The organism is Spirillospora sp. NPDC127506, from assembly GCF_040302145.1.
Classification (GTDB): Bacteria; Actinomycetota; Actinomycetes; order Streptosporangiales; family Streptosporangiaceae; genus Spirillospora.
This window is the reverse complement of sequence record NZ_JBEORG010000006.1, coordinates 68,223-93,423: the sequence shown is the minus strand read 5'-3', so window position 1 is coordinate 93,423 and position 25,201 is coordinate 68,223. Positions and strand designations below refer to the sequence as shown.

Annotated in this window: 25 protein-coding genes; 15 read left to right on the top strand and 10 right to left on the bottom strand. The window is 72.6% G+C overall.

Translation table 11 applies throughout. The features are described 5' to 3' along the window. Nucleotides 1–13 precede the first annotated feature (13 nt). Nucleotides 14–781 (top strand): hypothetical protein, encoded by a 768-nt coding sequence (locus tag ABTW95_RS08905; RefSeq protein ID WP_500225791.1) that lies wholly within the window; start codon nt 14–16, stop codon nt 779–781. On the opposite strand, the gene ABTW95_RS08900 is transcribed toward ABTW95_RS08905, so the two are convergent. The 3 genes from ABTW95_RS08900 to ABTW95_RS08890 form a co-directional block, all read right to left on the bottom strand. Then, the gene (locus ABTW95_RS08900) at nt 765–1,286 is read right to left on the bottom strand and encodes a YceI family protein (protein ID WP_396447289.1); all 522 of its coding nucleotides are present in this window, start codon (nt 1,284–1,286) and stop codon (nt 765–767) included. The two genes, ABTW95_RS08905 and ABTW95_RS08900, sit on opposite strands and share 17 nt — an antisense overlap. 51 nt (nt 1,287–1,337) lie before the next feature. Further along, complete coding sequence (locus tag ABTW95_RS08895; protein WP_396447290.1) at nt 1,338–2,204, bottom strand: VanW family protein; 867 nt, start codon at nt 2,202–2,204, stop codon at nt 1,338–1,340. Nucleotides 2,205–2,342: 138 nt separating this feature from the next. Then, nucleotides 2,343–3,938: a bifunctional phosphatase PAP2/diacylglycerol kinase family protein gene (locus ABTW95_RS08890; RefSeq protein WP_500225787.1), complete on the bottom strand. Its 1,596-nt coding sequence runs from the start codon at nt 3,936–3,938 to the stop codon at nt 2,343–2,345. A 110-nt stretch (nt 3,939–4,048) separates the two neighbouring features. Between ABTW95_RS08890 and ABTW95_RS08885 the strand changes: the two genes are divergently transcribed. From ABTW95_RS08885 to ABTW95_RS08855, 7 genes are all read left to right on the top strand, one after another. Next, complete coding sequence (locus ABTW95_RS08885) at nt 4,049–5,020, top strand: ABC transporter permease (RefSeq protein ID WP_396447292.1); 972 nt, start codon at nt 4,049–4,051, stop codon at nt 5,018–5,020. Between the two features lie 13 nt (nt 5,021–5,033). Further along, complete coding sequence (locus tag ABTW95_RS08880; RefSeq protein WP_396447317.1) at nt 5,034–5,819, top strand: ABC transporter ATP-binding protein; 786 nt, start codon at nt 5,034–5,036, stop codon at nt 5,817–5,819. A gap of 188 nt (nt 5,820–6,007) precedes the next feature. Then, complete coding sequence (locus tag ABTW95_RS08875) at nt 6,008–7,408, top strand: ABC transporter substrate-binding protein (RefSeq protein WP_396447293.1); 1,401 nt, start codon at nt 6,008–6,010, stop codon at nt 7,406–7,408. 164 nt (nt 7,409–7,572) lie between these two features. Next, a complete protein-coding gene (locus tag ABTW95_RS08870) occupies nt 7,573–8,661 on the top strand; it encodes an ABC transporter ATP-binding protein (RefSeq protein WP_396447294.1) in 1,089 nt (362 codons plus the stop codon). Next, nucleotides 8,658–9,596, top strand: a complete 939-nt coding sequence (locus ABTW95_RS08865; RefSeq protein ID WP_396447295.1) for a carbohydrate ABC transporter permease — start codon at nt 8,658–8,660, stop codon at nt 9,594–9,596. The genes ABTW95_RS08870 and ABTW95_RS08865 overlap by 4 nt, the downstream gene beginning before the upstream one ends. Then, on the top strand, nt 9,593–10,468 hold the full coding sequence (locus ABTW95_RS08860; RefSeq protein WP_396447296.1) for a carbohydrate ABC transporter permease: 876 nt from the start codon (nt 9,593–9,595) through the stop codon (nt 10,466–10,468). Before ABTW95_RS08865 ends, ABTW95_RS08860 begins: the two co-directional genes overlap by 4 nt. A 50-nt stretch (nt 10,469–10,518) precedes the next feature. After that, nucleotides 10,519–11,037, top strand: a complete 519-nt coding sequence (locus ABTW95_RS08855) for a YbhB/YbcL family Raf kinase inhibitor-like protein (RefSeq protein ID WP_396447297.1) — start codon at nt 10,519–10,521, stop codon at nt 11,035–11,037. Nucleotides 11,038–11,074: 37 nt separating this feature from the next. Here ABTW95_RS08855 and ABTW95_RS08850 read toward each other — a convergent pair whose 3' ends face one another. Then, the gene (locus ABTW95_RS08850) at nt 11,075–12,058 is read right to left on the bottom strand and encodes an ArsR/SmtB family transcription factor (RefSeq protein WP_500225784.1); all 984 of its coding nucleotides are present in this window, start codon (nt 12,056–12,058) and stop codon (nt 11,075–11,077) included. Nucleotides 12,059–12,116: 58 nt separating this feature from the next. On the opposite strand from ABTW95_RS08850, the gene ABTW95_RS08845 reads away from it, so the two are divergent. After that, nucleotides 12,117–13,310, top strand: coding sequence for an MFS transporter (locus tag ABTW95_RS08845; RefSeq protein WP_500225782.1), 1,194 nt, complete (start codon nt 12,117–12,119; stop codon nt 13,308–13,310). A gap of 94 nt (nt 13,311–13,404) precedes the next feature. Here ABTW95_RS08845 and ABTW95_RS08840 read toward each other — a convergent pair whose 3' ends face one another. Further along, nucleotides 13,405–14,721 carry a KamA family radical SAM protein gene (locus ABTW95_RS08840; protein ID WP_396447301.1) on the bottom strand — a complete coding sequence of 439 codons (1,317 nt, stop codon included), beginning with the start codon at nt 14,719–14,721 and terminating at the stop codon, nt 13,405–13,407. Between the two features lie 408 nt (nt 14,722–15,129). Here ABTW95_RS08840 and ABTW95_RS08835 point away from each other — a divergent pair, with 408 nt between their 5' ends. From ABTW95_RS08835 to argS, 6 genes are all read left to right on the top strand, one after another. Further along, on the top strand, nt 15,130–15,855 hold the full coding sequence (locus tag ABTW95_RS08835; protein WP_396447302.1) for a DUF998 domain-containing protein: 726 nt from the start codon (nt 15,130–15,132) through the stop codon (nt 15,853–15,855). Continuing rightward, the gene (locus ABTW95_RS08830; protein ID WP_500225781.1) at nt 15,852–16,760 is read left to right on the top strand and encodes an alpha/beta fold hydrolase; all 909 of its coding nucleotides are present in this window, start codon (nt 15,852–15,854) and stop codon (nt 16,758–16,760) included. The genes ABTW95_RS08835 and ABTW95_RS08830 overlap by 4 nt, the downstream gene beginning before the upstream one ends. Beyond that, the gene (locus tag ABTW95_RS08825; RefSeq protein ID WP_500225778.1) at nt 16,757–17,122 is read left to right on the top strand and encodes a hypothetical protein; all 366 of its coding nucleotides are present in this window, start codon (nt 16,757–16,759) and stop codon (nt 17,120–17,122) included. The genes ABTW95_RS08830 and ABTW95_RS08825 overlap by 4 nt, the downstream gene beginning before the upstream one ends. A gap of 104 nt (nt 17,123–17,226) precedes the next feature. Beyond that, nucleotides 17,227–17,637 (top strand): hypothetical protein, encoded by a 411-nt coding sequence (locus tag ABTW95_RS08820; protein WP_396447305.1) that lies wholly within the window; start codon nt 17,227–17,229, stop codon nt 17,635–17,637. Nucleotides 17,638–17,748: 111 nt separating this feature from the next. Then, on the top strand, nt 17,749–18,942 hold the full coding sequence (plsX, locus tag ABTW95_RS08815; RefSeq protein ID WP_396447306.1) for a phosphate acyltransferase PlsX: 1,194 nt from the start codon (nt 17,749–17,751) through the stop codon (nt 18,940–18,942). Nucleotides 18,943–19,000: 58 nt separating this feature from the next. Beyond that, the gene (gene argS / locus ABTW95_RS08810; protein WP_396447307.1) at nt 19,001–20,746 is read left to right on the top strand and encodes an arginine--tRNA ligase; all 1,746 of its coding nucleotides are present in this window, start codon (nt 19,001–19,003) and stop codon (nt 20,744–20,746) included. A gap of 28 nt (nt 20,747–20,774) precedes the next feature. On the opposite strand, the gene ABTW95_RS08805 is transcribed toward argS, so the two are convergent. The 5 genes from ABTW95_RS08805 to ABTW95_RS08785 form a co-directional block, all read right to left on the bottom strand. Further along, the gene (locus tag ABTW95_RS08805; protein ID WP_500225773.1) at nt 20,775–21,677 is read right to left on the bottom strand and encodes an LLM class flavin-dependent oxidoreductase; all 903 of its coding nucleotides are present in this window, start codon (nt 21,675–21,677) and stop codon (nt 20,775–20,777) included. Beyond that, on the bottom strand, nt 21,674–21,922 hold the full coding sequence (locus ABTW95_RS08800) for a DUF2630 family protein (RefSeq protein ID WP_396447309.1): 249 nt from the start codon (nt 21,920–21,922) through the stop codon (nt 21,674–21,676). The genes ABTW95_RS08805 and ABTW95_RS08800 overlap by 4 nt, the downstream gene beginning before the upstream one ends. A gap of 6 nt (nt 21,923–21,928) precedes the next feature. Next, on the bottom strand, nt 21,929–22,837 hold the full coding sequence (locus ABTW95_RS08795; RefSeq protein ID WP_500225770.1) for a hypothetical protein: 909 nt from the start codon (nt 22,835–22,837) through the stop codon (nt 21,929–21,931). Nucleotides 22,838–22,919: 82 nt separating this feature from the next. Then, on the bottom strand, nt 22,920–23,774 hold the full coding sequence (locus ABTW95_RS08790) for an aldehyde dehydrogenase family protein (RefSeq protein WP_396447311.1): 855 nt from the start codon (nt 23,772–23,774) through the stop codon (nt 22,920–22,922). Then, nucleotides 23,767–25,197: an aldehyde dehydrogenase family protein gene (locus tag ABTW95_RS08785; RefSeq protein WP_396447312.1), complete on the bottom strand. Its 1,431-nt coding sequence runs from the start codon at nt 25,195–25,197 to the stop codon at nt 23,767–23,769. Before ABTW95_RS08785 ends, ABTW95_RS08790 begins: the two co-directional genes overlap by 8 nt. Between the last annotated feature and the right edge of the window lie 4 nt (nt 25,198–25,201).

The window sequence follows — 25,201 nt, the reverse complement described above, 5'->3', positions numbered from 1 at the left end:
GGCCGCCGCCCCGATGATCGTCTGCTACGCGGCCGGGGACGGGCTGGGCCATCTGACGCGGCTCCGGTCCGCCCTGCACACGCTGTCGCCGGACGGCCCCGTGACCGTGGTGACGGGGTCGCCGTTCGCGCGTGATCCGCGTGTCGCGGGCGGCTGGCACGTCGTGGAGAGCGCCGCGGGCCTCGCACCGGACGAGGTGGTCGTGGACGCGTTCCCCGCCGGGCTCAAGGGCGAGCTCACCCGCTTCCCGCCCGGCACGAGGGTCACGCATCTGGCCCGGCTGCTGCGCTGGGACGCCTACCGGCCGCTCCTCCCCGCCGACCCTCCGCGTTTCGACCGCACCTTCGTCCTCGAACCCCTGGCCCCGGCCCACGACGCCTACCTGCGCGAGGTATCGGACGAAGTCTCACCGCTCACCCTCACCGATCCCCCATCGGAACCGATCGACGTGGACGGCTGGCTCATCGTCCACAGCGGCCCCGAGGCAGAGATCCTGGAACTCATCGCCTACGCGCAGGACATGGCGTCCGCCGAGAGGGTCGCTCCCCCCATGACCCTGGTGTCGCCCCAAAGACCGCACGACCTTCCCGCAGGGATCGCGCATCTCGACATCTACCCCGCCCACAGACCAGGCCCGAACGTCGACCGGATCATCACCGCGGCCGGTTTCAACGCCGTCCGCCAGTTCGCGCCCTGGCGCGAGCGCCACCGCATGCTGCCGTTCCCGCGCAGCCTGGACGACCAGTTCGCCCGCGCGGCCCGCGCTAGGCGGGGAGCCTGAGGTCGAACTCGACCTCGACGTCGTCGGCGAGCCGCAGCGCGCCGAAGAACGCCGAGTACGGCTTGACGCCCCAGCGGGTCTGCGTCACCGTGGCGGCGCCCCGCACGCGGTCGCCGTCGCGCGAGGCGCGGATCCGCACCGGCTTCGTCCGCCCCATGATCGTCAGGTCGCCCTCGACGAAGTCCTCGCCGATCGCCGTCGAGACGAACACGACCTCCGGATACCGCCCGGTATCAAGGATCTTGCGCAGGTTCCTCCTGATGTCCGCGCGGTCCTGGTCGGTGAGCGGCAGCGCGCCGCCCGTCCCCTCCCGGACCTCCAGCCCGTCCACGCCGACGGCGACCTCGACCGACGACGCGTCCGGCGGCTCGCGGGCCTCGACCCGCGCCGTCCACCGGGTGGCCTCGATCGTCAGGTCGTGCCCCGCCCGCCGGCCGAGCCCGCTGCGGCCCGTCCTGAGCAGCAGCCGCCCGTCCTCCGGCCCCAGTTCGACTGTTCCCTCCATACCCTCACACTGCCACGCGGCGACCCGGCCGCCGCGTGGCGGGCCGCCGGGTCAGACGCACGTCACCTTCGGCTGCGGGCGGTACTCGGTGTGGAACCTCTCACGGCGCACCTTGCGGCCCCCGGAGTACAGCGTCCGCCAGACGTCGATCTCGAAGCCCTCCCGGCCGGCCATGGGGACGCACTTGCGGCCCCGCCCGACGCCCGTCCGGTACGGCTTGAACCCGTACCGCTCGGACGTCCGCGACCGCACGTCGTACTTGCGCTCGCCCCACAGGTTCACCGTCAGCGACGACCCCGTGTAGGTCACCTGGATCCGCACGGGGGCGTCGGTGTCGTTCTTCCACGTGAAATCGAGCTGCGGATAGGACACCGCGGCCTCCCGCCCCTCCGGGTACTCCGGCATCCACATCGTGTGCGCGCGCGACTCGCGGATGTCGAGCCCGGCCCGGAACACGGCGTTGAACAGCGTCGTGGACACCTGGCAGATGCCGCCGCCCACGTCCTTCACCAGCCGCGCCCCCATGATGGCGGGCGCCGGCACGTACCCGCGGCTCCTGACGCGCGGCCCGACGACGTCGTTGAAGGAGAACGTCGTCCTCGGCTCCACGATGTGCCCGTCCAGGATCCGCGCCGCCAGCTCGATGTTGCGGACGCGCGGCTCCCCCGGCTTGAACCGCGTCGTGTAGGTGCTCATGGGCCGCCGCGGCGGCGCCGCGTCCGGCCGGCCGGGCACGGGACGGCCGGGGACGGCCTGCGCCGCCGACGCCCCCCGCTCGCGCGGGACCTCCAGGTAGGCGCCGAGCAGCAGCCCGGTCGTCGCGAGCGCCCCCGCCACGATCGGCCACCACTGCCGGACGCAGCGCCGCAGCTGCCGCTGGCGGCTGCGCCGGCACCGGCCCGGCCGGGTCCGTCCCACGACTCACCCCCCGAAGATCCCCCACCGGGATCCTGCACCGGACCCTGCCGTCCCTCCGGGGCCGACTCCCACCCCTTTACCGGAACAAGACCGGCGCCCGACCAACCCGGGCGCCGATCGTGACGTGCCGTCCGCCCGCTAGTCCGCGGGGAGGAACACCGCGAGGGCGCCGGGGCGCTTGCCGAACCGCACCGCCGCGGGCAGCGTCGCGACCTCGCCGTCGCGCGCCAGCCGCAGCTCGCCGTCCGGGGCGACGACCTCCAGTCCGCTCGTGCGCCACTCCCGGTAGCCGGGGGTGACGTGCAGGTGCCCGGCGAGGACCGCGGCGACCGCGCGGACCCGGGGGACGCGCCGCCCCGTGGTCACCATCCGGACGTCGAGCCGCCCGTCGTCCAGCCGGCCGCGCCAGGTCGGGGCGGCGCCCCGCGAGCCGAACACGCAGTTGCCGACGAACGCCAGCCAGACCCGCATCCGGTGGCCGTCCACCAGCAGCTCGACCGGCTCGGCGTGCCGCAGCGTCCGGACGGCGGCCACCGCGAGCGCCGGCCACTTGCCGATCCGCTTCCGCAGCCTCTCGCGCCGGTCCACCAGCTCGGTGTAGGCGCCGAAGCCGGCGGTGTTGAGGAACGGGTGCTCCTCGTCGCGGTCCGGGCCGCCGGCCACCGGTGCGACGTAGGCGACGTCCACCCGGCCGAGCCGGCCGCCCCGGTACGCGGTGATCGCCTCCGCCGCCGATTCGATGCCGAGCGCGCGGGCGAAGTGGTCCAGGGTCCCGCCGGGGACGACCAGCAGCGGGACGCCGTGCTTCAGCGCCGCCCGCGCGGCCGCGTTCACGGTGCCGTCGCCGCCGACGACCGCCAGCGCCCCGGCCCGCCCGGCCGCCTCGTCGAACGCCTTGTCGATGTCGTCGTCCGGCTCCAGGCGGACGACCTCCGCGGCCGGCAGCTCCCGTTCGAGCAGCGCGAGCGCCACCTCCGGGCGCCCCGGCAGCGAGATCCCGGCGGCCGCCTCGCCGCCGCCCGCACCGGTGTTGCCGACGACGACCAGGCCGCGCCCGTCGCCGGCGACCTCCGCCCGCGCACCGCCGCTCCCGGCCGCGGCCACCGGCGGGCGGGCCGGCCACAGCGTGCGCGTCCCGAACGCCGCGAGCGCGCCGACCCCGAGCCCGGCGAGGACGTCGCCCGGGTAGTGCGCGCCGGTGTAGACGCGGGAGAACGCCACCGCCGCGGCCGCCGCCGCGACCGGGACCGCGACCCGGCGCGGCGCCTCCAGCGCGACGCCCGCCGCGAACGCCGCGGCGGACGCCGAGTGGCCGGACGGGAACGCGTGCGAGGTCGGCAGCTTCCAGCGGATCCGGATCGGCGGCACCAGGTCCACGACGGGGCGCTTGCGGCGGAACGCCTGCTTGCCGATCAGGTTCACGGCCGGGCTCGCCACCGCGACCGCGATCGAGCCGCGCAGCGCCGCGCGCCGCAGCCGGGGCCGGCCCGTGATTCCCATCACTCCCGCGGTCGTGAACCACAGCACGCCGTGGTCGGCGATCCGCGACAGGCGGGGCAGGACGTACTCGAGGCCGCGCAGCCGCGCGGCCGCCACCCGGTCGAACGCCCACCGGTCGGCCCGCCCGAGCCTCCTGAGCAGCGGCCCGGAGCGGTGCGCGGGGACCGGCTCGTGACGACGCCGTATGACGGACCGTGACGGCAGGATCCTGCTCCGTGAGTGGTTGACCCGCATGTCCGGGGTATCCCCAGGGACGGCGACATGATTCCGTAAAGATCTCAAATCGGGGGTCACATGCGGGCGAACGTCACTCTCGACTCATCGACTGCAATAGGCTTCGCGACATGAGTCACCCGGAACGGCTCGGTTCCCCGGGTGGCGAGTCGGTCGACACGATCGCGGAGCCTTTCCACGTGAACGAGACCCTGGCCGACTACGCCGCACGACACGGGCTGAGGCAGAGCGCTGCGCGCCCCCCGCTGCGCAAGTACATCCAGGATGTGTGGGCTCGCCGGAACTTCATCTGGGCGTTCGCATCCGCCAAGAACATCTCGATGTACACCGACTCGCGGCTCGGGCAGGTATGGCAGCTGTTGACGCCGCTCCTCAACGCGGCGGTGTACTACCTGATCTTCGGGCTGCTGCTGGACACCAGCCGCGGCCTGCCCGACTTCATCCCCTTCCTCGTGACCGGAGTCTTCCTCTTCGGCTTCACGCAGCGGTCCATCACCTCGGGGGCGAAGTCGGTCGGCAACAACCTCTCGCTGATCCGGGCCCTGCACTTCCCGCGCGCCACGCTGCCGCTGGCGATCGCGATCGTCGAGTTCCAGCAGCTCCTGCTGTCCCTGATCGTGCTGTTCGCGATCATCTTCGCGTTCGGTGAGCCGCTGAGCCTCGACATGGTGCTGTTCATCCCCGTGGTGGCGCTGCAGCTCATGTTCAACGTGGGCATCAGCATGGTGATGGCGCGGCTGGGCGCCTTCAACCGCGACATCACGCAGCTGCTGCCGTTCGTCATGCGGACGTGGCTCTACATGTCCGGCGTCATCTTCAGCCTCCCGACGCTGATGAAGCCCGGCTCGAAGCTCGCCGAATACCCGTTCCTCGCCGAGCTGCTGAAGGCCAATCCGGCATACGTGTACGTCGAGTTGAGCCGGCACATGCTCCTCGGCGAGTATCGCGACCATGTCGAGAACAAGCTGGGCATACACGCGACGGGCCAGCTCTGGCTGTACGCCGTACTCTGGGCGGCGGTGATGCTGGTCGGCGGATTCATGTACTTCTACCGTGCCGAGGAGCGATACGGCCGTGGCTGACACGAAGGTGCGCATGGACCCAGCCACCAACCCGGTGCAGATCGACCCGTCCCGCGAGCCGATCGTCGTCGTGGACGACCTGCACATCGTGTACCGGGTGTACGGGGCGGGCGGCAAGGGCAACGCCGCGAGCGCGTTCTCGCGCATCGTCCTCCGGCGGCACCGCCCCACGATGACCGAGGTCCACGCGATCAGGGGCCTGTCGTTCGTCGCCTACCGGGGCGAGGCGATCGGCATCATCGGCACCAACGGCTCCGGCAAGTCGACGCTGCTGAAGGCCATCGCCGGGCTGCTGCCCCCGCACCGCGGCGGCGTCTACACCGACGGGCAGCCGTCCCTGCTGGGTGTGAACGCCGCCCTGATGAAGGACCTCACGGGCGAGCGCAACATCGTCCTCGGCTGCCTGGCCATGGGCATGACCCAGGCGGAGACCAGGGCCAAGTACCAGGAGATCGTGAACTTCGCCGGGCTCAAGGAGGGCTTCATCCAGTACCCGATGCGGACGTACTCGTCCGGCATGGGGGCGCGGCTCCGGTTCGCGATCGCCGCGGCGAAGACCCACGACGTGCTGCTGATCGACGAGGCCCTCGCCACCGGCGACGCCAAGTTCCGGCGCAAGAGCAAGGCCCGGATCGACGAGCTGCGCAAGGAGGCCGGCGCGGTGTTCCTCGTCGCCCACCAGCTCGACACGGTCAAGGAGATGTGCGACCGCGTCATCTGGATCGACGAGGGCCGGATGCACATGGACGGCGACCCCGAAGAGGTCATCGCCGCCTACACCGAGGCCACCGGGAAGTAGGCCGCCGGGAGGCGGGCTCCGGAAATGGGACGCCCGAAACCGGTAACAGGGCGGTAACGCGGCGGCACCACTGGGGCCGGTGGTGCCGGTGGGGCCAGAGTGACGCAGAGTTACCGGATCGTCTCTGGATGGGGCCGCCCAGCCGATCTACCTTCGAGGGGAGACCTTCAGCGGCGAGGGAGACCCCCATGGCCGAGCGGCTGAGCAGACGCGGCTTCCTATCCTCCACGGCGCTCGCAGCGGGTGGTTACGGTCTCCTGGCGGCATGCGCCAGCGAGTCCAGCGGCCCCCAGGCGAAGAACACCGGCAACGCCCCGAAGGAGGTGTTCACCGCCCCCGCGAAGAAGCTGAGCGGCTCGCTCAGCATCCTGATGTGGAGCCACTTCGTGCCCCGGCACGACAAGTGGTTCGACAAGTTCCTCTCCGACTGGGGGGAGAAGGTCGGGGTCGAGGTCCGGGTCGACCACATCAACACGGTGGACGTCCCGCGCCGCGCCGCCTCGGAGATCCAGGCCGGGCGCGGCCACGACCTCATCCAGCACATCGCGCCGTTCTCGCAGTACGAGCCGTCCGTCCTCGACATGACCGACGTGGTGCAGGAGGCCAACCGGCGCTGGGGGCAGCAGCTGGAGCTGTGCCGCAAGTCGAGCTACAACCCCAACACCAAGAAGTTCTACGCCTACTGCCCCGGCTGGGCGCCCGACCCCGGCGACTACCGCAAGTCGATGTGGCAGAAGGCCGGCATGCCGAACGGCCCGACCAGCTGGGACGACCTGCTGCGCGGCGCCGCCGAGATCAAGAAGCAGACCGGGGTGCCGTGCGGCATAGGGCTGTCGCCGGAGACCGACTCCAACATGGCCGCGCGGGCGCTGCTGTGGTCGTTCGGCGGGTCCGTCCAGGACCAGGACGAGAAGGTCGTGCTGAACTCCGACGCCACCGTCGCGGCCGTCGAGTACATGGCGCGGCTGTTCAAGGAGGCCGAGACCAGCGAGGTCTTCTCGTGGACGCCGGCGTCCAACAACCAGGCGCTCATCGCCGGGAAGTCGTCCTACATCCTCAACTCGATCTCGGCGTGGCGCACCGCGATGGGCACCAACCGGACGATCGGCGACGACATCTTCTTCGTGCCGGCGCTGCGCGGGCCGAAGGCGGCGATGGCGGCGCAGCACGTCATCCAGCAGTGGATCGTGCCGAAGTACGCGGCGAACCCGGACGCGGCGAAGGAGTTCCTGCTGCACTACACGGCGAACTTCCCGTCGGTGTCGTACTACTCGGAGCTGTACGACCTGCCGGGGTGGCCGTCGCTCGTCCCGCAGCTCAACGGCTGGCTCGACAACGACCCGTGGGGCGCGAAACCGGCGAACAAGCTGAGCCTGCTGAAGACGGCGACGTCGTGGAGCGCGAACATCGGCTACCCGGGCCCGTCCAACCCGGCGATCGGCGAGATCTTCAACACCAACGTGCTGCCGACGATGTTCGGCCGCGCCGCCCGCGGCCAGGCGTCCCCGAAGCAGGCCGTCGCCGACGCCCACGACCGCGCCGAGGCGATCTTCAAGAACTGGCGCGGCCGCGGCCTCGTGGGCGGTTGAGCCCGCGCGGGCACGGGCGGGCGCCCGGCGCCCGGCGCCCGGGCTGAGGCGCCTGAACCGAGAGCGCCACGACCGAGAGCGCGGCAATCGAGGAACGAGCGACCGGAGCGACGGGGCAAGGCGCCGCGTGAAGCGCCCGCCCGCCGCCGAGCGGAGGCGAGGCTTTGAACACCGTAGAGGTCAAGGGGCTGGTGAAGACCTTCGACGGGCACGTGCGGGCCCGGCGGAGGGGGTCGCGGCACGCGCGGGGCGCGTCGGTGCGCGCGCTGGACGGGGTCGACCTGGCCGCGGAGCCCGGCGAGTACCTGGTCCTGCTCGGGCCGTCCGGGTGCGGGAAGACCACGCTGCTGCGCACGATCGCGGGCCTGGAGCAGCCCACCGAGGGCGAGGTGCTGATCGGCGGGAGCGTCGTGAACGGCCTCCCGCCCCGGGTCCGGCAGATCGCGATGGTGTTCCAGTCGTACGCGCTGTACCCGCACAAGACGGTGATGGACAACATCATCTTCCCGCTGCGGGCCGAGGGCATGGAGCGCGGCGAGCGGGAGAAGAAGGCGCGCTGGGCGGCGGAGCTGCTGGAGATCGAGCCGCTGCTGCGCCGCAAGCCGCGGCAGCTGTCGGGCGGTGAGCGGCAGCGGGTGGCGCTGGCGCGGGCGCTCGTCCGGGATCCGGCGGTCTTCCTGCTGGACGAGCCGCTGTCCAACCTCGACGCGAAGATGCGGGCGACGGCGCGGGACGAGCTGAAGCGCTTCCAGGAGCGGGTCGGCACCACCACGATCTACGTCACGCACGACCAGGCGGAGGCGATGGGGCTCGGCGACCGGATCGCGGTGCTGGAGCACGGCCGCGTCCGGCAGGTCGGGACGCCGCAGGAGGTGTACGACGACCCGTCCGACACGTTCGTCGCGACGTTCATCGGGTCGCCGCCGATGAACCTGGTCGAGCGGGACGGCGTGCTGGTGGGGTTCCGCCCCGAGCACCTGCTGCCCGCCGAGAACGTCGCCGCGGCGGAGCGGGTGACGATGCCGCTGCAGGTCGAGCGGATGGAGTACCTGTCCGGCGACCGGCACGTGTACGGGACGGTGACGGGCATCGGCGCGGAGACCCGCGTCATCGCCCGGCTGCCCGCGACCGTGGGCACGCCGCTGGAGGCCGGGGAGACGCACGAGTTCGCGGTGCCGTCCGGCCGGTTCCGGTTCTTCGACGCCGAGACCGGCGCCCGGCGGGCGCCCGTGCCGATCGGCGGGCCGGCATGACCCGCACGCGGACGGGCCCGGAACCGGTCGCGGTGGAGGCGCCGCGCGGGCGGGCGGGCCTCGCCGACCGGGAGGGGTTCCTGGCCTGGGCGATGCTGCTCCCGTCGGTCGTCTACATCATCGCGCTGGTCGGGATCCCGTTCCTGCTGGCCATCGCGTTCGCGTTCTCGGACGTGACGACCGGCGACCCGTCCTTCGACTGGGTGGGGTTCCAGAACTTCGACGCGGTGTTCGGCGACGGGGTGTTCTGGCGGGCGCTCCGCAACACGCTGATCTTCACGCTGGTGAGCATGGTGCTGATCGTCCTGTTCGGGAAGATCCTCGCCAACATCCTGGTCGCCGACTTCCGCGGGAAGTGGTTCGTCCGGTTCCTGGTGCTGCTGCCGTGGACGACGCCGGTGGCGCTGTCGACGATCTCGTGGCTGTGGTTCCTCGACTCGATCTACTCGCCGGCCGACTGGGTGCTCCGCCACCTCGGGCTGATCGACGGGAACGTGGTGTGGCTCGGGAAGCCGGGGACGGCGATGGCGTCGGTGATCGCCGTGCAGACGTGGCGGCTGACCCCGCTCGCCGCGGTGATCGTGATGGCCGGGCTGGTCGCGATCCCCCGCGACATCGACGAGGCGGCGCGGATCGACGGCGCCGGGTTCTGGCGGCGGATGTTCGAGGTGACGATCCCGCTGACGCTCCCGGTCATCGCCGTCGCCGGGCTGTTCGGCGCGATCATGACGTTCACCGACATGACCGTCCCGTACGTGCTGACGCGCGGCGGCCCGACGCACTCGACGGACGTCCTCGCGTCGTGGGCGTACTTCCGCGGCATCGAGGGCGGGGACGTCGGGCAGGGCGCGGCGATCGCGCTGTTCCTGTTCCCGCTGCTGCTCGCCGGCGCGATCGCGATCCTGCGCGCCGTCCGCCGATTGGAGGGCCAATGAGCACCGACGTCGTCGCGCTGCGGCGCAGGTACGCGCGGCGGCACGTGGCGGCGCGCTGCGGGGTGTACGCGGCGGCGGTCCTGGCCGCGCTGGTGTGCGCGCTGCCGTTCCTGTGGAGCGTGATCAGCGCGTTCAAGCAGAACCAGGACCTCTACGACCCCGAGAGCAACCCGTTCTTCTTCAACAAGCCGGCGACGCCCGACCACATCACGTTCCTGTTCACCGACACCCCGTTCCTGACGTTCGTGGTCAACACGCTGATCGTGGGCGCGGCGGTGGTGGCGATCACGCTGGTGCTCGCGCTGCCCGCCGCGTACTCGCTGGCCCGGCTGGACCGGCCGTGGGGCACGCCGATGGGCATCGCGATCTTCATGGTGTACCTGGTGCCGCCGTCGCTGCTGTTCCTGTCGCTGACCCGCGTCGTGGTGGCGCTGCACCTGGAGGACACGCTCTGGTCGATGATCGTCGTGTATCCGACGATCACGGTTCCGGTGTCGGTCTGGCTGCTGATCGGATTCCTGAAGGCCGTGCCGAAGGACGTCGAGGAGCAGGCCATGGTGGACGGCTACAGCCGCCTCGGCGCGTTCGTGCGGACCGTCCTGCCGCTGGTCTTCCCGGGGATCGTCGCGGTCGTCGTGTTCAGCTTCACGCTCACGTCCAGCGAGTTCGTGTACGCGCTGGCGTTCGTGTCGGCGAGCCCGGAGATGGTGGTCAGCACCGGTGTGCCGACCCAGCTCGTCCGCGGGGACGTGTTCTTCTGGCAGTCGCTGCAGGCGTCCACGGTGATCACGGCGGTGCCGATCGCGTTCCTGTTCAACCTGTTCCTGGACCGTTTCGTCACCGGGTTCACGATGGGCGCGGTCAAGACCTGATCGCCCTGATAGAGATGGAGGGACAGCACAAGACGATGTAGGAGGTCGCCATGGCCAAGCCGCCGCTTCCGAGCGAGTACCTGCCCGAAGTCCCGTCGTTCACGGTCACCAGCGAGGACATCGCCGACGGCGAGCGGCTCCCGGACGAGCACGTCTTCGACGACTGGGGGTTCAGCGGCGGCAACAAGTCCCCGCACCTGAGCTGGTCGGGGTTCCCCGCCGAGACCAAGAGCTTCGCCGTGACCTGCTATGACCCGGACGCGCCGACCGGCAGCGGTTTCTGGCACTGGTGCCTGTTCGACATCCCGGCCGACGTGACCGAGCTGCCCACCGGCGCCGGCACCGAGGACTCCAAGATCGGTGTGCACGCCCGCAACGACTACGGCGTGAAGGCGTTCGGCGGCGCCGCCCCGCCGCCCGGCGACCCGCACCGCTACGTGTTCACCGTCCACGCGCTGGACGTGGAGTCGCTCGGGCTCGGCTCCGACACGTCCCCGGCCGTCGTCGGCTTCAACATCACGGCGCACACGCTGGCCCGCGCGACGATCGTCGCCGTCTACGGCACCTGACCCGCCCGTCCCGCGTCGCGGCGGCTTCCCCGGCCGGCTACGCCGGAGGGGAGCCGCCGGCGAGCACGTCCCCGACCGCCGTCCGGCGGTAGAGGACCGAGCGGCCGCTGCGCTCCCGCGTGACGAGCCCCGACCCGCGCAGCACCGCGAGATGGTCGCCGATCCCGCCGACGCTCATGCGCATCCGGGCGCTGAGCCAGGTGGTGGTGGCCGGCTCCGCGAGCAGGCGCAGCAGCTCGGCCCGCGTGCGGCCGACCAGCCGGGCGAGGGCGTCCTCGCCGCGCGGCGCGCGGCTCTCCCAGAGGGCCGCTACTCCCCTGGCCCGGTACATCAGCGTGTACGGCCAGTCCTGTTCGAGCGCGGCGCCTAGCTCGGAGAAGACCACGGGCACGAACATCAGCCCGGCGCCGCCCAGCCGGTAGGTGGCGTCGCCGCTGATGCCGGCCTCGATGACGCCGTCCCGCCAGCGCACCTGGCGGGACAGGCCGTCCAGCGCCTCGGCCCAGCCGTAGGCGGCGAGCCGCCCCGCGCGGTGCACGATGTCGCGTTCCAGGATCGAGCGCAGCACCGCCCAGTCCGGTTCCACCAGGGCGCGCCACACGGTCTCCAGGCCGGCGGCGAGCCGCTCCACCATGTCGGGTGCCTCCAGGACGTCCCGGATCGCGGCGTCCGGTTCCGGCAGCCCCTCCAGGTTGCGGGCGATCTCCCGGCGCGCCTGGTCGAGCGGCGTGGCCCGGACGGTCGCCAGCTGCTCGGCGACGGTGAGGTTCGGCCGGGCGGGCGGCGGGACGACGAAGTCGGCCATGTACCCGGCCGGGCGCCGCAGGAAGGCGAGCGCGCGCACGGCCGGGTCGCCCGCGATCCGCCGGTAGGCGGGGCGGGCGCGCTCCACCCACGGCCCGAGCGGCCCGACCGGCATCCGCCCCGCCACCAGGCCGAGCGCGCTGTGCGCCTCGATCAGCGGCGCGATCCCGAACCGGCTGGCCGCGAGGTCCCCGGGGCCGACCTCGATGCGGTACACGTTTCGCTCCTCCCCGAAACATTGTCGCCGACGGCGCCGGCCGCCGCAGAGTCGCGGCATGACCGCCCCCTCCGCCGCGCCCGCGCGGTACCGCGACGTGTTCGCCGTCCCCGAGTTCCGGACGCTGTTCTCCCTGCAGACGCTCCAGGTGGCCGGCGACTCGGTCCGGACGATCGCGCTGTCCGTCCAGACGTTCGAGCGGACCGGCTCGCCCGTCACGGCGGCGCTCGTCTTCGCCGCCGGCATGCTCCCGTACGCGGTGGGCGGCGCGCTGCTGCTGTCGCTCGCGGACCGGGTCCCTCCCCGGCGGCTGCTCACCGGCTACCACCTGCTGCGCCTCGCGGTCACGGCCGTCCTCGCGGTGGGCGGCCTCCCGGTGCCGGCGATCATGGCGCTGCTCGTCGCGGCCGGGCTGTTCGCCCCGGTCGGCGGCGCGACCGTCCAGGCCCGGCTGCCCGCGCTGCTCCCCGGGGACGGCTACGTGCTCGGCCGGTCGCTGTTCACGATGACGAGCGCGGGCGCCCAGATCACCGGCCAGGCGGCGGGCGGTCTGCTGCTGTCGGCGCTCACCCCGTCCGGGACGCTGTGGCTCGCGGCGGCGAGCGCGGCGCTCGCCACGGTGCTCGCCCGCTTCCGGCTCCCGGACGTCCCCGCGGTGTCCCGGGCGCCGTCGGCGGGCATGGCGCGCGACACCTGGCGGACCAACCGGCGCCTCCTCGGCGGCCGCACCACGCGCGGGCCGCTCCTGGCGGGCTGGCTGCCGATCTCGCTGTCGGTCGGGGCGGAGGGGATCGCGGTCCCGTACGCCGGGGCGCACGGGAGCGCGGACGCGGCTGGATTGATGCTGTCCGCCGCCGCGGCCGGGATGTTCGCCGGGAACTTCGCGGCGGGCCGGCTGGTCCGCCCGCACCTGCGGGAGCGGCTCACCCTGCCGCTGGCCATGCTGACCGGCGCGCCCCTCCTGCTGTTCGCCTTCGGGCCGGGCCCGGCGGCGGCGTGCGCGCTGATGGCCGCGGGGACGTTCGGGCTCGGCTACGAGCTGGCCGTCCAGCGCCGCCTCGTGGACGCGGTGCCGGAGGAGATCCGGGGGCAGGCGATCGGCCTGTACGGCAGCGGCCTCATGACCGGGCAGGCGGCCGGCATCGCGGCGGCGGGCGCCCTGGGCGAGCTCCTGCCGCCCGGCCGGGTCATGGTGCTGTGCGGCGGAGCCGCGCTCGCCTCCTGCCTGTGCCTCGCCCGCCACCTGCGGTGAGCCGCGCGGCCCGGACACGGGGGCGTCCGGGCGCCCGGCGGTGTTCAGCCGGGGCCGGCCGCGCACTCGGTGCGCGTCCGGCCCCGGCGGCCGGTCACGTCTCCCAGGGGAAGCGGTCGGCGAAGGCCGGCTTCAGGTCGTCCAGCCAGACCGCGTTCGGGTCGTACTGGGCGTAGAAGGGCTTGCCCACCAGGTCGGCGTCGCGGCACTGGATGAAGTGCAGGGCGAAGACCTTCTGGTCGAACAGGTCGACCACGCCGTCCACGCAGACCTTGCCGGGCGTCGCCGACATGGACGGGCCCCGGACGGTCCGGGCCAGGCCGGAGACGTTCTTGTAGGCGTCCCGGAAGATCTCGTACGCCCGGGCGAGCGGCACCGCGAAGTAGTCCTGCGGCCCGGTGTCCCGCTCGACGAACATGTAGTACGGGACGAGGCCCATCCGCGTCTGGGCGCGCCACATGGTCTCCCACGTCTTGGCGTCGTCGTTGATCGTGCGGATGAGCGGGGCCTGGGTGCGGATGACCGCGCCGGTGTCGCGGATGCGGCGGCACGCCTCGGTGACCATGAGGGGTTCGAGCTCGCGCGGGTGGGAGAAGTGCGCCATGAACGCGAGGTTCTTGCCCGACTCCACGACCTGCTCGAACAGGCGGAGCATGTCGTCGGCGTCCGGGTCGGTGACGAACTTCTGCGGCCAGTAGGCGAGCGACTTGGTCCCGATCCGGATGGATTCGAGCTGTTCGAGGTCGAGCAGCGGCTCGATGTAGCGGCGCAGCACCGGCTCGCCCATGATCATGGCGTCGCCGCCGGTGAACAGGACGCTGGTCACCTCGGGATGGGAGACGAGGTAGTCGCGCAGCTGGGTGACGTCGTCGCCGGCCATCTTCAGGTCGGCCTCGCCGACGAACTGGGCCCAGCGGAAGCAGTACGTGCAGTACGCATGGCACGTCTGGCCCTGCTTGGGGAAGTACAGCACCGTCTCGTCGTACTTGTGCTGCATGCCGGGGATCTTGCCGTCGCCGAAGGAGGGGACGTTCAGCTCCATCTGGCCGGCGGGGTGCGGGTTCAGCTTCATCCGCACGTGGTGCGCGGCGGCCTCGATCTCGGCCTTGGGCGCGTCGCGGCGCAGCAGGTCCGACAGGTGGGCGACGTCCTCGGCGGGGAGCATGTCCGCCTGCGGGAAGACGAGCCGGTAGATCGGGTCGTCGGGCGCGGCCGACCAGTCGATGAGCTCCTCGATGACGTAGGCGTTCGTCCGGAAGGGCAGGACCGTCGCCACCGCCCGGGTCGCGAGCCGCTGCTCCGGGGACAACCCTGCGCGAGCGGTGAGCTCGTCCAGGTGCTTCGCCGTGAAGGCGCGGAACTTGCGACCGGTGGATCGCACCGCGGGAGCCGCGTCGTTCACCAGTGTCACGTGTTGGTACTCCTTGCTGTCAGCGGGGGAAGCGCACCCCGGCGCGTCGTCACGGACGGTGATCAGATGTTCCAGGGACACCCCATTCAACCCTTTGGGACAGGTTCATGCCGAATTGATACCCCTCACCCGGTGTGGGCAAAGGCTGGTCAACGGACGATTCAGGCAAATCGCCTGGACATCATCGTTGACGGTCCGTCTCTTGTACAACGACTACGGGACGTCAACTTCTCCGTCAGCGGAGCACCGGCGCCCGTCCACGGACACTGCCAGCGGATTCACCCCAATCCCGGCCCCGGGCACCGCCGCCGCCGATCTTCGTCGATACTGGGCGGGGCGGGCAGGACCGAGCGGCGTGGCCGCGGCGCGCGACGGGCGCGGCGCGATCAGGCGGCGTGAGGGGGGCCGGTGGACTCTGACGTACGGGACGGGCCGGGCACCGTCCCCATGCGCGTGATCGTCCTCGCGGCCGTCGCGGCGGTCACCTACTCGACATTCGTGCTGGAGAACGTCCTCAGTCCCAAGCTCGACTTCTTCAACGGCTACGTCAGCGAGCTGTCGGCGTCCGACCAGCCCTACCACCTCGTCTACAGCGCGGGCGACCTGGTCACCGGGCTGCTGTCGATCCTGGTGGCGGCCGAGACGCTCCGCAGGCTCACCCGCAGGCCCCTCGCCACGGCCGGATGGACGTTCCTCGGGCTGTTCGGCGTGTGCGCGATCGGGGACGCGTCCTTCCCGCTGGACTGCGCCCCCAGCCTGGAGACGTGGTGCGCGCTGCGGGAGCGCTCCGAGCACGTGTCGTTCTCCCACGAGTTCCACTCGGTGACCAGCAGCGCGGTGATCGTCTGCGGTGTCGCCGCGCTGCTGCTCCTGTCGCTGGCCGCCCGCCGGTACGGGTGGTGGCCGGCGCTCGCCCGCTGGGGGTGGCTGCTGGCGCTCGCCGAGTCGGTGTCCGCGCTGGGCACGCTCGTCGCGATGTACCTGGGGCAGTGGCTCGGCGTCGTCCAGCGCGTCCAGATCAGCATCCTGTGCCTGGGCCTGCTGGTCATCTCCTGGGCGCTGTACGCCGACCGGCGGGACGCGGCGCGCGCATCGCGGGCCGCCGCGGCGGCGAAGGAGGGAGCGTATCCATGAACGAGCCGGCGAGCGGCGCGGTGGCGGGCGGCGCGGCGGTGGGCGGCACGGTGGTGAACGCCGGCCGCGAGCAGGTGCACGTGGTCGAGTCCGGCCCGGCGGACGGGCCGCCGCTGCTGCTGAGCTCCGGGCTCGGCGGCGCCTGGTTCGACTGGGCGCCGACGGTCGCGCTGCTGGAGAAGGAGCACCGGGTGGCGGTGTTCGACCGGCCCGGCCTCGGGCTCAGCCCGGCCGGCGTCGCGCCGCCGTCGCTGCGCCGCGACACCGCGGTCCTGGAGGCGCTGGCGGCCCGGGCGCGGCGGCCGGTGACCGTCCTCGCGCACTCGATGGCCGCGTTCCACGCCGAGGCGCTGGCCCGGCTGCGTCCCCGCCTCGTCCGGGGCGTGGTGCTCGTCGACCCCAGCTACGAGCGCGACCCGCGCGTGCGCGTGCGGGTCGCCGCCGCGCTGACCCCGCTCGCCACGGCGACCGGCGCGCTCCTCGGCGCCACCCGGCTGGCGAAGGTCGCCGGGCCGCTCGGGCGGCGGCTGGTCGTCAAGCGCACGAGCCGCCGCGACGACGCCGTCCCGGCGGACGTCGTCCGGTCGGTCTACGGGCGCGGCACGGTGATCGGGACGGTGATCGCGGAGGAGCTCGCCTACCGGGAGATGGCCGCCGACCTGGCGGCGCTGCGCGAGCGGCGCCGGTTCCCGGACGTCCCGCTCGTCGTGGTGACCGCGCTCGGCGACGTGGACGACCCCGCCGGGAAGCGCGAGTGGGCCGAGGGCCACGAGCGCCTCGCCGCGATGAGCCCGCGCGGCGTCCGGGTCGAGCTGCCCGACGCGCTGCACATGGTCCCGCTCGACCGCCCCGACGCGGTGGCCGACGCGGTCGCCGCGGCCGGCCGGGCCGGGGAGGCCGCATGAGAAGGGTTCCGGTCGCCGCGCTGGCCGTCCTGCTGGCCCTGTCCGCGTCGGGCTGCAAGGTGATGCAGCGGATCTCCGAGGGCGCCTACCGCAACGCCGTCACCGACGGGGTCGTGGACGAGCTGAAGGCCCGCGGCGTCGAGCTGCGGGAACGTCCGAACTGCACGTCGCCGAAGGCCGAGACCGGCTCCATGATCCGGGTGAACTGCACGGCCCGGACCCGGACCGGCGAACCCGTCACCGTGGAGGGCATCGCGGTCGACGCCGACACCGACCGCCCGCGGGAGACCTACGTCATCACCGTCGGCGGGCGCGAGGTGCTGCGCAAGGACTGCCTCGGCCTCGGCTGCGGGAATCCATAGGGCGCTGCGGAGATCGCTAGGGCAACGAATCCGCCTGCGGGACGGAAAAACCCACCACCCAGTGCATACGTTCCCGTACCGTCGGTGACGTAGGCGTTGTGAAGATGAGTCGCAAGAAGGCCCTGATCCTGGGGGCCGCCGCCCTGCTCGTGCTCATGGCGGCCGGTGGCGCCGCGTTCCTCGCGCTGTCGGGCGGCAAGGAACTGAAGTACAAGACCCAGGCCGCGCTCCGCAAGGCGCTGCCGGTGACCGCCGACGCCGAGCTGCGGCAGCGCGGCGTGGCGCTGGCGGCACCGCTGAAGTGCGCGGACGTGCCGGGCTGGAGCAAGGAGCGGCTGCGCGTCTCCTGCACCGGCATGACCACGCAGAAGAAGCCGGTCGAGGTGCTCGGCAGCGGCGACGTGAAGACGGCCAGGGCCTATTACACGATCCTCGTGGACGGGCGGCCGGTCGTGGCGAACGCGTCCTGCCTGGGCGCCGACTGCCGCTCCCAGGAGGCCGGCGGCCGGGGGTGATGATCGCCACTCCGGGCGGGCGCGGTCAAGGCGGGTGAAGGGACGCCATACGATGCGATGAGCTGCAGTTCTTACGGCGCATCGCGATACCTTCATCCTCCTGGAGCGGCCATGACCGGCACTGGCGAGCGGACGCGCGCCGCCGCGTACCGCCGCGTGCCCCCGCGTCCGCTGCCGGTCGCGGTCGACACGATGGGCGGCGACCACGCCCCGGGAGAGATCATCGCCGGGGCGGTCGACGCGGTCCGCGAGCACGGCGTCCGGCTCGTCCTGGTCGGCCGGGCGCCGCGGATCCGCCGGGAGCTGGAGCGGCACGGCCACCTCGGGAAGATCCCGATCGTGCACGCGGACGAGGCGCTCGACATGGGCGAGGGCGCGCTCGCCAGCTGGCGCAAGCCCCGCTCGTCCATCGCGATCGCCTGCCACCTGATCAAGCAGGGGCGGGCCTCGGCGCTGGTGTCGGCGGGCAGCACCGCCGGGGTGGTGGCGACGTCGCGGCTGCGGCTGAAGGGCCTACAGGGCGTGATGCGGCCGGCGATCGCGGTGACGCTGCCGACCCGCCCGCGCCCGACGATCCTGCTGGACGCGGGCGCCACCGCCGACGTCAAGGCGGAGACGCTCGTCCAGTTCGCGGCGCTCGGCACCGCGTACGCGCAGATCCTGCTCGGCCCGGACCGCCCGACGGTGGGGCTGCTGAACATCGGCGCCGAGCCCGGCAAGGGCGACAAGCTCGCCAAGCGGGCCCACGAGCTGCTCGCGGGCGGCAGCCACGGCATCGAGTTCGCCGGCAACGTGGAGGGCCACGACCTGCTGAGCGGGCGGGTCGACGTCATCGTCACCGACGGGTTCACCGGCAACGTCGCGCTCAAGACCATGGAGGGGACGGTCGCCGCCGCGTTCAGCGAGATCCGCGAAGCGATGACCGCCGGCCCGGCGGCGCGGATGGGCGCGTTCCTGCAGCGCCGCCGCCTCCAGGAGCTCCGCGACCGGCTCGACCCCGACAGCTACGGCGGCGGCGTCCTGCTCGGCCTGAACGGGACGGTCGTCATCGCGCACGGCGCGTCCCGCGCCCGCGCGATCACCTCGGCGTGCGAGCTGGCGCACCGGCTGGCGGCGGGGCGGATCGTCGAGCGGATCCGCGAGCAGGTCGCCGCGACCCGCACGTCCCGGTTCGGCCGCTGGACGCACGGCGAGCGCGACGGCGCCGACCGGCCGTCCGAGAACACGGCGCGGCCCGCGGACGCCCCGCCGCCGCCCAGGCAGCCGGCCGGCGACACCGTCCCCGACCGCCAAGACCCCACGTGACGCACCCCGCCGGGAAAACCGGGTCCGGGTGAGAGCGGGGCGCCGATAACCTTGGGGCATGCCCGATCCGCAACTCGTACTCGCCGCCCGGGTCCAGGCCGCGCTGAGCGCCGCCTTCGGACCGTCATACGCGGACGCCGACCCGGTCATCCGGCCGTCGCAGTTCGCCGACCTTCAGGCCAATGTGGCGCTGCCGCTGGCCAAGAAGCTGGGCCGCAAGCCGCGAGACGTGGCCGACGAGATCGTCAAGCACCTCGACACCGGCGACGTCGTGGCGAACGTCGAGGTCAGCGGGCCGGGGTTCATCAACCTGACGCTCAGCGACGCGTGGATCGCCGGTGAGGCGCAGCGCGCCCTGGAGGACGAGCGGCTCGCCGTGCCCGCGGCCGACGCGCCGCAGAAGGTCGTCGTCGAGTACTCCTCGCCGAACGTGGCGAAGGAGATGCACGTCGGCCATCTGCGGACCACGATCGTCGGCGACGCGATCGCCCGGATCCTGGCGTTCCTCGGGCACGACGTCGTCCGCGACAACCACGTCGGCGACTGGGGCACCCCGTTCGGCATGCTGATCGAGCACCTGCTCGACCTCGGCGAGGACGCGGCGGCGCGGGGCGACTCGTCCGTCAGCGACCTGACCGCGTTCTACCAGGCGGCGCGGGAGAAGTTCGACGGCGACGAGGAGTTCGCCGACCGGTCCCGCAAGCGGGTCGTCGCGCTGCAGGCGGGGGACCCCGAGACGCTGCGGCTGTGGAACGTCCTCGTGGACGTGTCCAAGAAATACTTCAACGCCGTCTACGAGCGGCTCGGCGTCACGCTCACCGACGACGACATCAGGGGCGAGAGCTTCTACAACGACCTGCTGGCCCCGACCGTCCAGGAGCTGGAGGAGAAGGGCATCGCGGTGGTCAGCGACGGGGCGCTGTGCGCGTTCCCGCCCGGTTTCAAGGGCCGCGACGGCGAGCCGCTGCCGGTGATCATCCGCAAGAGCGACGGCGGCTACAACTACTCCACCACCGACCTCGCCACGATCCGGTACCGGGTCGACACCGAGCACGTCGACCGGATGATCTACGTGGTGGGCGCGCCGCAGTCACTGCACTTCCAGATGGTGTTCGCCGTCGCGCGGATGGCGGGCTGGCTGAACGACGAGGTCAAGGCCGAGCACGCGCAGATCGGCAACGTCCTCGGCACCGACGGCAAGATCCTGCGGACCCGGGCCGGCGGCACCGTCAAGCTCGCCGAACTGCTGGACGAGGCCGTCGAGCGGGCCGGGGCGGTCTTCGACGAGATCCAGCACGACGAGCCGTTCGACGACGAGACCCGGGAGGCGATCGTCCAGGACGTGGCCATCGGCGCGGTCAAGTACGCCGACCTGTCGGTGGCCCGCGACAGCGAGTACGTCTTCGACTTCGACCGGATGATCTCGTTCAACGGCAAGACCGGCCCGTACCTGCAGTACGCGGCGGCCCGGATCCGGTCGATCTTCCGCAAGGGCGGCGTCTCCGTCGAGGACGCCACCGGGCCGATCACGCTGGGCCACCCGGCGGAGCGGGCGCTGGCCCTTGAGCTGCTCGGCCTCGGCGCCGTCCTGAAGCAGGCGGGCGACACCGCCGAGCCGCACCGGCTGGCGTCCTACGTCTACGCGGTGGCGGACGCCTACACCTCGTTCTACGAGAACTGCCCGGTGCTGAAGGCGCCGGACGAGGCGACGAAGGCGTCCCGCCTGGCCCTGTGCGCGGCGACCCTGCGCACCCTCGAAACGGGCCTGCACCTCCTCGGAGTCCCCACCCCCGAACGCATGTGAGCGCCGTAGCGCCCCTTGTGGGCGGTGTTCACGGTTGGAGGGCGCCGGCGCGTTCGCGGGAGACCTGCTCGCGGACGGCGGGGACCACCTCCATCGCGAAGGTCGGCAGATGCTCGGGGTCGCCGGCGAACAGGAACGTGTCGACGCCGTGCCCGACGGCCAGTTCGGTCAGCTCGTACACCCACTGGCGGGGCGGGCCGTGCAGGAAGCCGCGGGAGTCGCGCCCGTCGAAGGCCCCTTCGAGGACGTAGACGCGGCGGATGCCCGCCGGGTCGCGCCCGGCCCGTGCCGCCGCGTCGTCGAGGCGGCGGCGGCCGTCCGCCAGGCGCTTCGGCGGGACGAGCGACGACGGCGCGATCCAGCCGTCGGCGACGCGCCCGGCGAGGTCGAGGCCGAGCGGCCCGGTGACGCCGAGCCAGATGCCGATCTGCCCGGCCGGGAGCGGCCCGGCCTGCGCGGCGGCGAACCGGTAGTGCTCGCCCTGGAACCGCAGCCCCGTCTGGTCGCTCCAGTGCAGCCGGATGATCTGCACGGCCTCCTCCAGGGCGCGCCGCGCCGCCGCCCCGGAGAGCCGCGCGCCGCCGTAGGCTTCGATGCCGTCCGGGGCGGCGCCCGCGCCGAGGCCGAGTTCCACGCGGCCGCCGCTGAGCCGGTCCATGGTCGCTATGGCCTTGGCGAGCGCGGCGGGCGGCCGCAGCGGCAGGCACGCCACCGCCGGCAGCACCCGGATCCGGGACGTGCCGGCCAGCACGGACGCCAGCAGCGTCAGCGCGTCGGCGGTGCCGCGCCGGTACGGCTGGTCGCGGACGCCAAGGAGGTCGAGCCCGAACCGGTCCGCGTCCTGCGCGATGCGCATCAGCGGGGCGGACGAGTCCGGGGCGAGGCAGACGCCGAACCGGAGCGGCCCGCGCGTCCGGGACGCCGCGGTCACTGCAGGTAGCCTTCGACCTCGTCCGGCGGCCGGACGCCCGCCGCCCGCTCCGGGTCCTCGCCGGCGTCCCGCCGGGCCCGGCGGCGGCGCAGCAGGTCCCAGCACTGGTCGAGGGCCACCTCCAGCTCCGCCAGCCGCCGGTGCTCCTCCTCGCGCCCGAGCTCGCCCCGCCGGAGACGCTCGCGGAGCCGCTGCTCCTCGCCGACGTACTCGTCGATGTGCGCCAGGATGTCCTTCTCGTCCATCGGCTCTCAGCGCTCGCGGCCGATGTTGGTGAGCCCGCTGAGGAACCCTCCCTCGGTGCGCGTCGAGTGCTGGAACGGCGCCGTCTTCGGCTCGACCAGCGTGGACGCGGCCGGCCTGGCCGCGGCGGCCGCCGCGCCCGCCTCCGCCGCGGCGCGGCGCGCGGGCGCCCGCCGGGCCGACGCCCCGGTTCCCGCCTTGCTCGCGGCCGTCCGCGACGACGCCGCCTTGCTGTTCGCGGCCGTCCGCGTCCTGGACGCGGCGGACGTCTTCGGCTTCGCCTTCGAGGCGGTCGACGACCGGCTCGTCCGGGCCGTGGCCGTCGGCCTCGACCGGCTCGACGCCGCCGAAGCCGACTTGCGGGACGACGACGTGCCCGACTTCGCCGTGCTCGCCTTCGACCCGCTCCTCGCGGTGCTCTTCGACGTGCTCGCCTTCGAGGTGCTCGCCCTGGACGACGTGCTCCTCTTGGCCGTGCCGGCCGCGCTCGCCTTGGCCGTGGTGGTGATGACCTTGGCGGCCGCGTCCATCGCCTTCGCGGCGTCGGACATGGCCTTGGTCGCGCTGGTCATCGCCTTGGTCATCGCCGTCATGGCCTTGGCCGACGAGGACGCCTTGGTCGCCACCGACTTCATCTGCGTCGCGGCGGTCTTGGCCTGGCTCGCGGCCTTCGTCACGCGGGACGCGGCCGCCGACGACGTCCTGCTCGACGCCGCCGGCCTCTTCGCCGCGGTGCTCTTCGTCCCCGCCGACTTGGCGGCGGTCGACCTGCTCGTCGTGGACCTCGTGGAAGAGGCCGCCGCCGACGTGCGCTTGGCCGCCGGCTTCTTGGTGGTGGACTTGGTCGCTGATGTGCTCCTGGTACGACCGGCCGTCCCTCGGCTCGACGTCGTACGGGATGCCGTCTTGGTAGGCACTGATCTCCCCCCAGTGATGATCAGTTACGGGGAGATCTATTCCACACTTTGTGACCCTCTACACACGGTGCGTCAAATCGACTTAGACCCCCACGGGATGCCAGACGGTCTTCGTCTCCAGGAAAGCGGTCATCCGGGCGGTTCCGGGCTCGCCCGCCCAGTCGTCGCCCAGGGGGCGCAGGACGCGCTTGAGGTTCCCGGCGGCCTTCTCCTCCAGGTCCTGGACCTGGTCGTCCGGGACGCCGGCGAGGTCGATGGCGTTGACGTCCATGTGCGTGGCCAGCCAGGGCGCGACCTCCGCGCGGCGGCCGGTGAGGACGTTGACGACCCCGCCCGGCAGGTCGGACGTGGCCAGCACCTCGGCGAGCGTGATCGACGGCAGCGGCGCCGGTTCCGACGCGACCGCCACGACCGTGTTGCCGGACACGATCGCCGGCGCCACGACCGACACCAGCCCGAGCAGCGGCGAATCGGGCGCGACGACCGCGACGACACCGGTCGGCTCGGGCGTGGAGAAGTTGAAGAACGGCCCGGACACCGGGTTGGCGGCCCCGGCGACGGCGCTCAGCTTGTCGGCCCAGCCCGCGTACCAGACCCAGCGGTCGACGGCCGCGTCCACCTCCGCGCCGGCGGCGGTCTTCGACGCGCCCGTCCGGCGGAGCTCGTCCACGAACTGGTCGCGGCGCCCCTCCAGCATCTCGGCGACCCGGTACAGGATCTGCCCGCGGTTGTAGGCGGTGCGCCCCGACCAGCCGGGGAACGCCTTGCGCGCGGCGGCGACCGCGTCGCGGGCGTCCTTGCGGGACGCCTGGGAGGCGTTGGCGACGAAGCGGCCCTTGGCGTCGGTGACCACGTACGACCTGCCGGATTCCGAGCGCGGGAACGCGCCGCCGATGAACAGCTTGTAGGTCTTGCGGACGGCGAGACGGTCAGGCATTGAGGTAGGCCTCCAGTCCGTGGCGTCCGCCCTCGCGGCCGAACCCCGATTCCTTGTAGCCGCCGAACGGGGAGGCCGGGTCGAACTTGTTGAACGTGTTGGCCCACACGACCCCGGCGCGCAGCTTCTGCGCCGTCCACAGGATCTGCGAGCCCTTCTCGGTCCAGATGCCGGCCGACAGCCCGTAGGGGGTGTTGTTGGCCTTGGTGACGGCCTCGTCCGGGGTGCGGAACGTCAGCACCGACAGGACGGGCCCGAAGATCTCCTCGCGCGCGATGCGGTGCGACTGCGCCACCCCGGTGAAGACGGTCGGCGCGAACCAGAAGCCCTGGGACGGCAGCTCGCACGGCGGCGACCAGCGCTCGGCGCCCTCCTGCTCCCCGGCCTCCGACAGCTCCTTGATCTTGGCGAGCTGCGCGGCGGAGTTGATCGCGCCGACGTCGGTGTTCTTGTCGAGCGGGTCGCCGACCCGCAGCGTCGCCATCCGCGCCTTCAGCCGCTCCAGCACCTCGTCCGCGACGGACTCCTGGACGAGGAGCCGCGACCCCGCGCAGCACACGTGCCCCTGGTTGAAGAAGATCCCGTTGACGACGCCCTCGACGGCCTGGTCGAGCGCCGCGTCCTCGTAGACGATGTTGGCGGCCTTGCCGCCCAGCTCCAGGGTGAGCTTCTTGTCCGTACCTGCGAGGGTGCGGGCGATCTGCCGCCCGACCTCGGTGGACCCGGTGAAGGCGACCTTGTCGATCCCCTCGTGCGCGACGAGCATGCGGCCCGTCTCCCCGGCGCCGGTGATGATGTTGACGACGCCCGGCGGCAGCTCGGCCTGCCGGCAGATGTCGGCGAACAGCAGCGCGGTCAGCGGCGTCGTCTCGGCGGGCTTGAGGACGACGGTGTTGCCGCAGGCCAGCGCCGGGGCGATCTTCCAGGCGAGCATCAGCAGCGGGAAGTTCCACGGGATCACCTGCCCGGCGACGCCCACCGGCTTCGGGTCGGGCCCGAAGCCGGCGTAGGGCAGCTTGTCGGCCCATCCCGCGTAGTAGAAGAACCAGGCCGCCACCAGCGGCACATCGACGTCCCGCGACTCGCGGATCGGCTTGCCGTTGTCGATCGACTCCAGCACCGCCAGCTCACGCGACCGCTCCTGGATGATCCGGGCGATCCGGTACAGGTACTTGGCGCGCTCGCGGCCGGGCATCGGCCCCCACACCTTGTCGAACGCGGCGCGCGCCGCCTTCACGGCCCGGTCGACATCACCCTCGTCGGCGCAGGCGATGTCCGCCAGCACACTCTCGTCCGCCGGGTTGATCGACTTGAACGGCTCGCCGTGCCCGTCGGTGAACTCGCCGTTGACGAACAGCCCGTAGGAGGCGCGGATGTCGACGACCGCCCGCGACTCGGGCGCCGGCGCGTATTCGAAAACCATGATC

Bases quoted from the DNA above. Each gene is read 5' to 3' on its own strand.
- ABTW95_RS08845 (WP_500225782.1), top strand. From the start codon at position 12,117: ATGACCGCCCCCTCCGCCGCGCCCGCGCGGTACCGCGACGTGTTCGCC.
- ABTW95_RS08855 (WP_396447297.1), top strand. From the start codon at position 10,519: ATGGCCAAGCCGCCGCTTCCGAGCGAGTACCTGCCCGAAGTCCCGTCG.
- ABTW95_RS08800 (WP_396447309.1), bottom strand. From the start codon at position 21,922: ATGGACGAGAAGGACATCCTGGCGCACATCGACGAGTACGTCGGCGAG.
- ABTW95_RS08790 (WP_396447311.1), bottom strand. From the start codon at position 23,774: ATGCCTGACCGTCTCGCCGTCCGCAAGACCTACAAGCTGTTCATCGGC.
- ABTW95_RS08830 (WP_500225781.1), top strand. From the start codon at position 15,852: ATGAACGAGCCGGCGAGCGGCGCGGTGGCGGGCGGCGCGGCGGTGGGC.
- ABTW95_RS08825 (WP_500225778.1), top strand. From the start codon at position 16,757: ATGAGAAGGGTTCCGGTCGCCGCGCTGGCCGTCCTGCTGGCCCTGTCC.
- argS (WP_396447307.1), top strand. From the start codon at position 19,001: ATGCCCGATCCGCAACTCGTACTCGCCGCCCGGGTCCAGGCCGCGCTG.
- ABTW95_RS08900 (WP_396447289.1), bottom strand. From the start codon at position 1,286: ATGGAGGGAACAGTCGAACTGGGGCCGGAGGACGGGCGGCTGCTGCTC.
- ABTW95_RS08860 (WP_396447296.1), top strand. From the start codon at position 9,593: ATGAGCACCGACGTCGTCGCGCTGCGGCGCAGGTACGCGCGGCGGCAC.
- plsX (WP_396447306.1), top strand. From the start codon at position 17,749: ATGACCGGCACTGGCGAGCGGACGCGCGCCGCCGCGTACCGCCGCGTG.
- ABTW95_RS08785 (WP_396447312.1), bottom strand. From the start codon at position 25,197: ATGGTTTTCGAATACGCGCCGGCGCCCGAGTCGCGGGCGGTCGTCGAC.
- ABTW95_RS08905 (WP_500225791.1), top strand. From the start codon at position 14: ATGATCGTCTGCTACGCGGCCGGGGACGGGCTGGGCCATCTGACGCGG.
- ABTW95_RS08820 (WP_396447305.1), top strand. From the start codon at position 17,227: ATGAGTCGCAAGAAGGCCCTGATCCTGGGGGCCGCCGCCCTGCTCGTG.
- ABTW95_RS08885 (WP_396447292.1), top strand. From the start codon at position 4,049: ATGAGTCACCCGGAACGGCTCGGTTCCCCGGGTGGCGAGTCGGTCGAC.
- ABTW95_RS08865 (WP_396447295.1), top strand. From the start codon at position 8,658: ATGACCCGCACGCGGACGGGCCCGGAACCGGTCGCGGTGGAGGCGCCG.
- ABTW95_RS08880 (WP_396447317.1), top strand. From the start codon at position 5,034: ATGGACCCAGCCACCAACCCGGTGCAGATCGACCCGTCCCGCGAGCCG.
- ABTW95_RS08875 (WP_396447293.1), top strand. From the start codon at position 6,008: ATGGCCGAGCGGCTGAGCAGACGCGGCTTCCTATCCTCCACGGCGCTC.
- ABTW95_RS08890 (WP_500225787.1), bottom strand. From the start codon at position 3,938: ATGCGGGTCAACCACTCACGGAGCAGGATCCTGCCGTCACGGTCCGTC.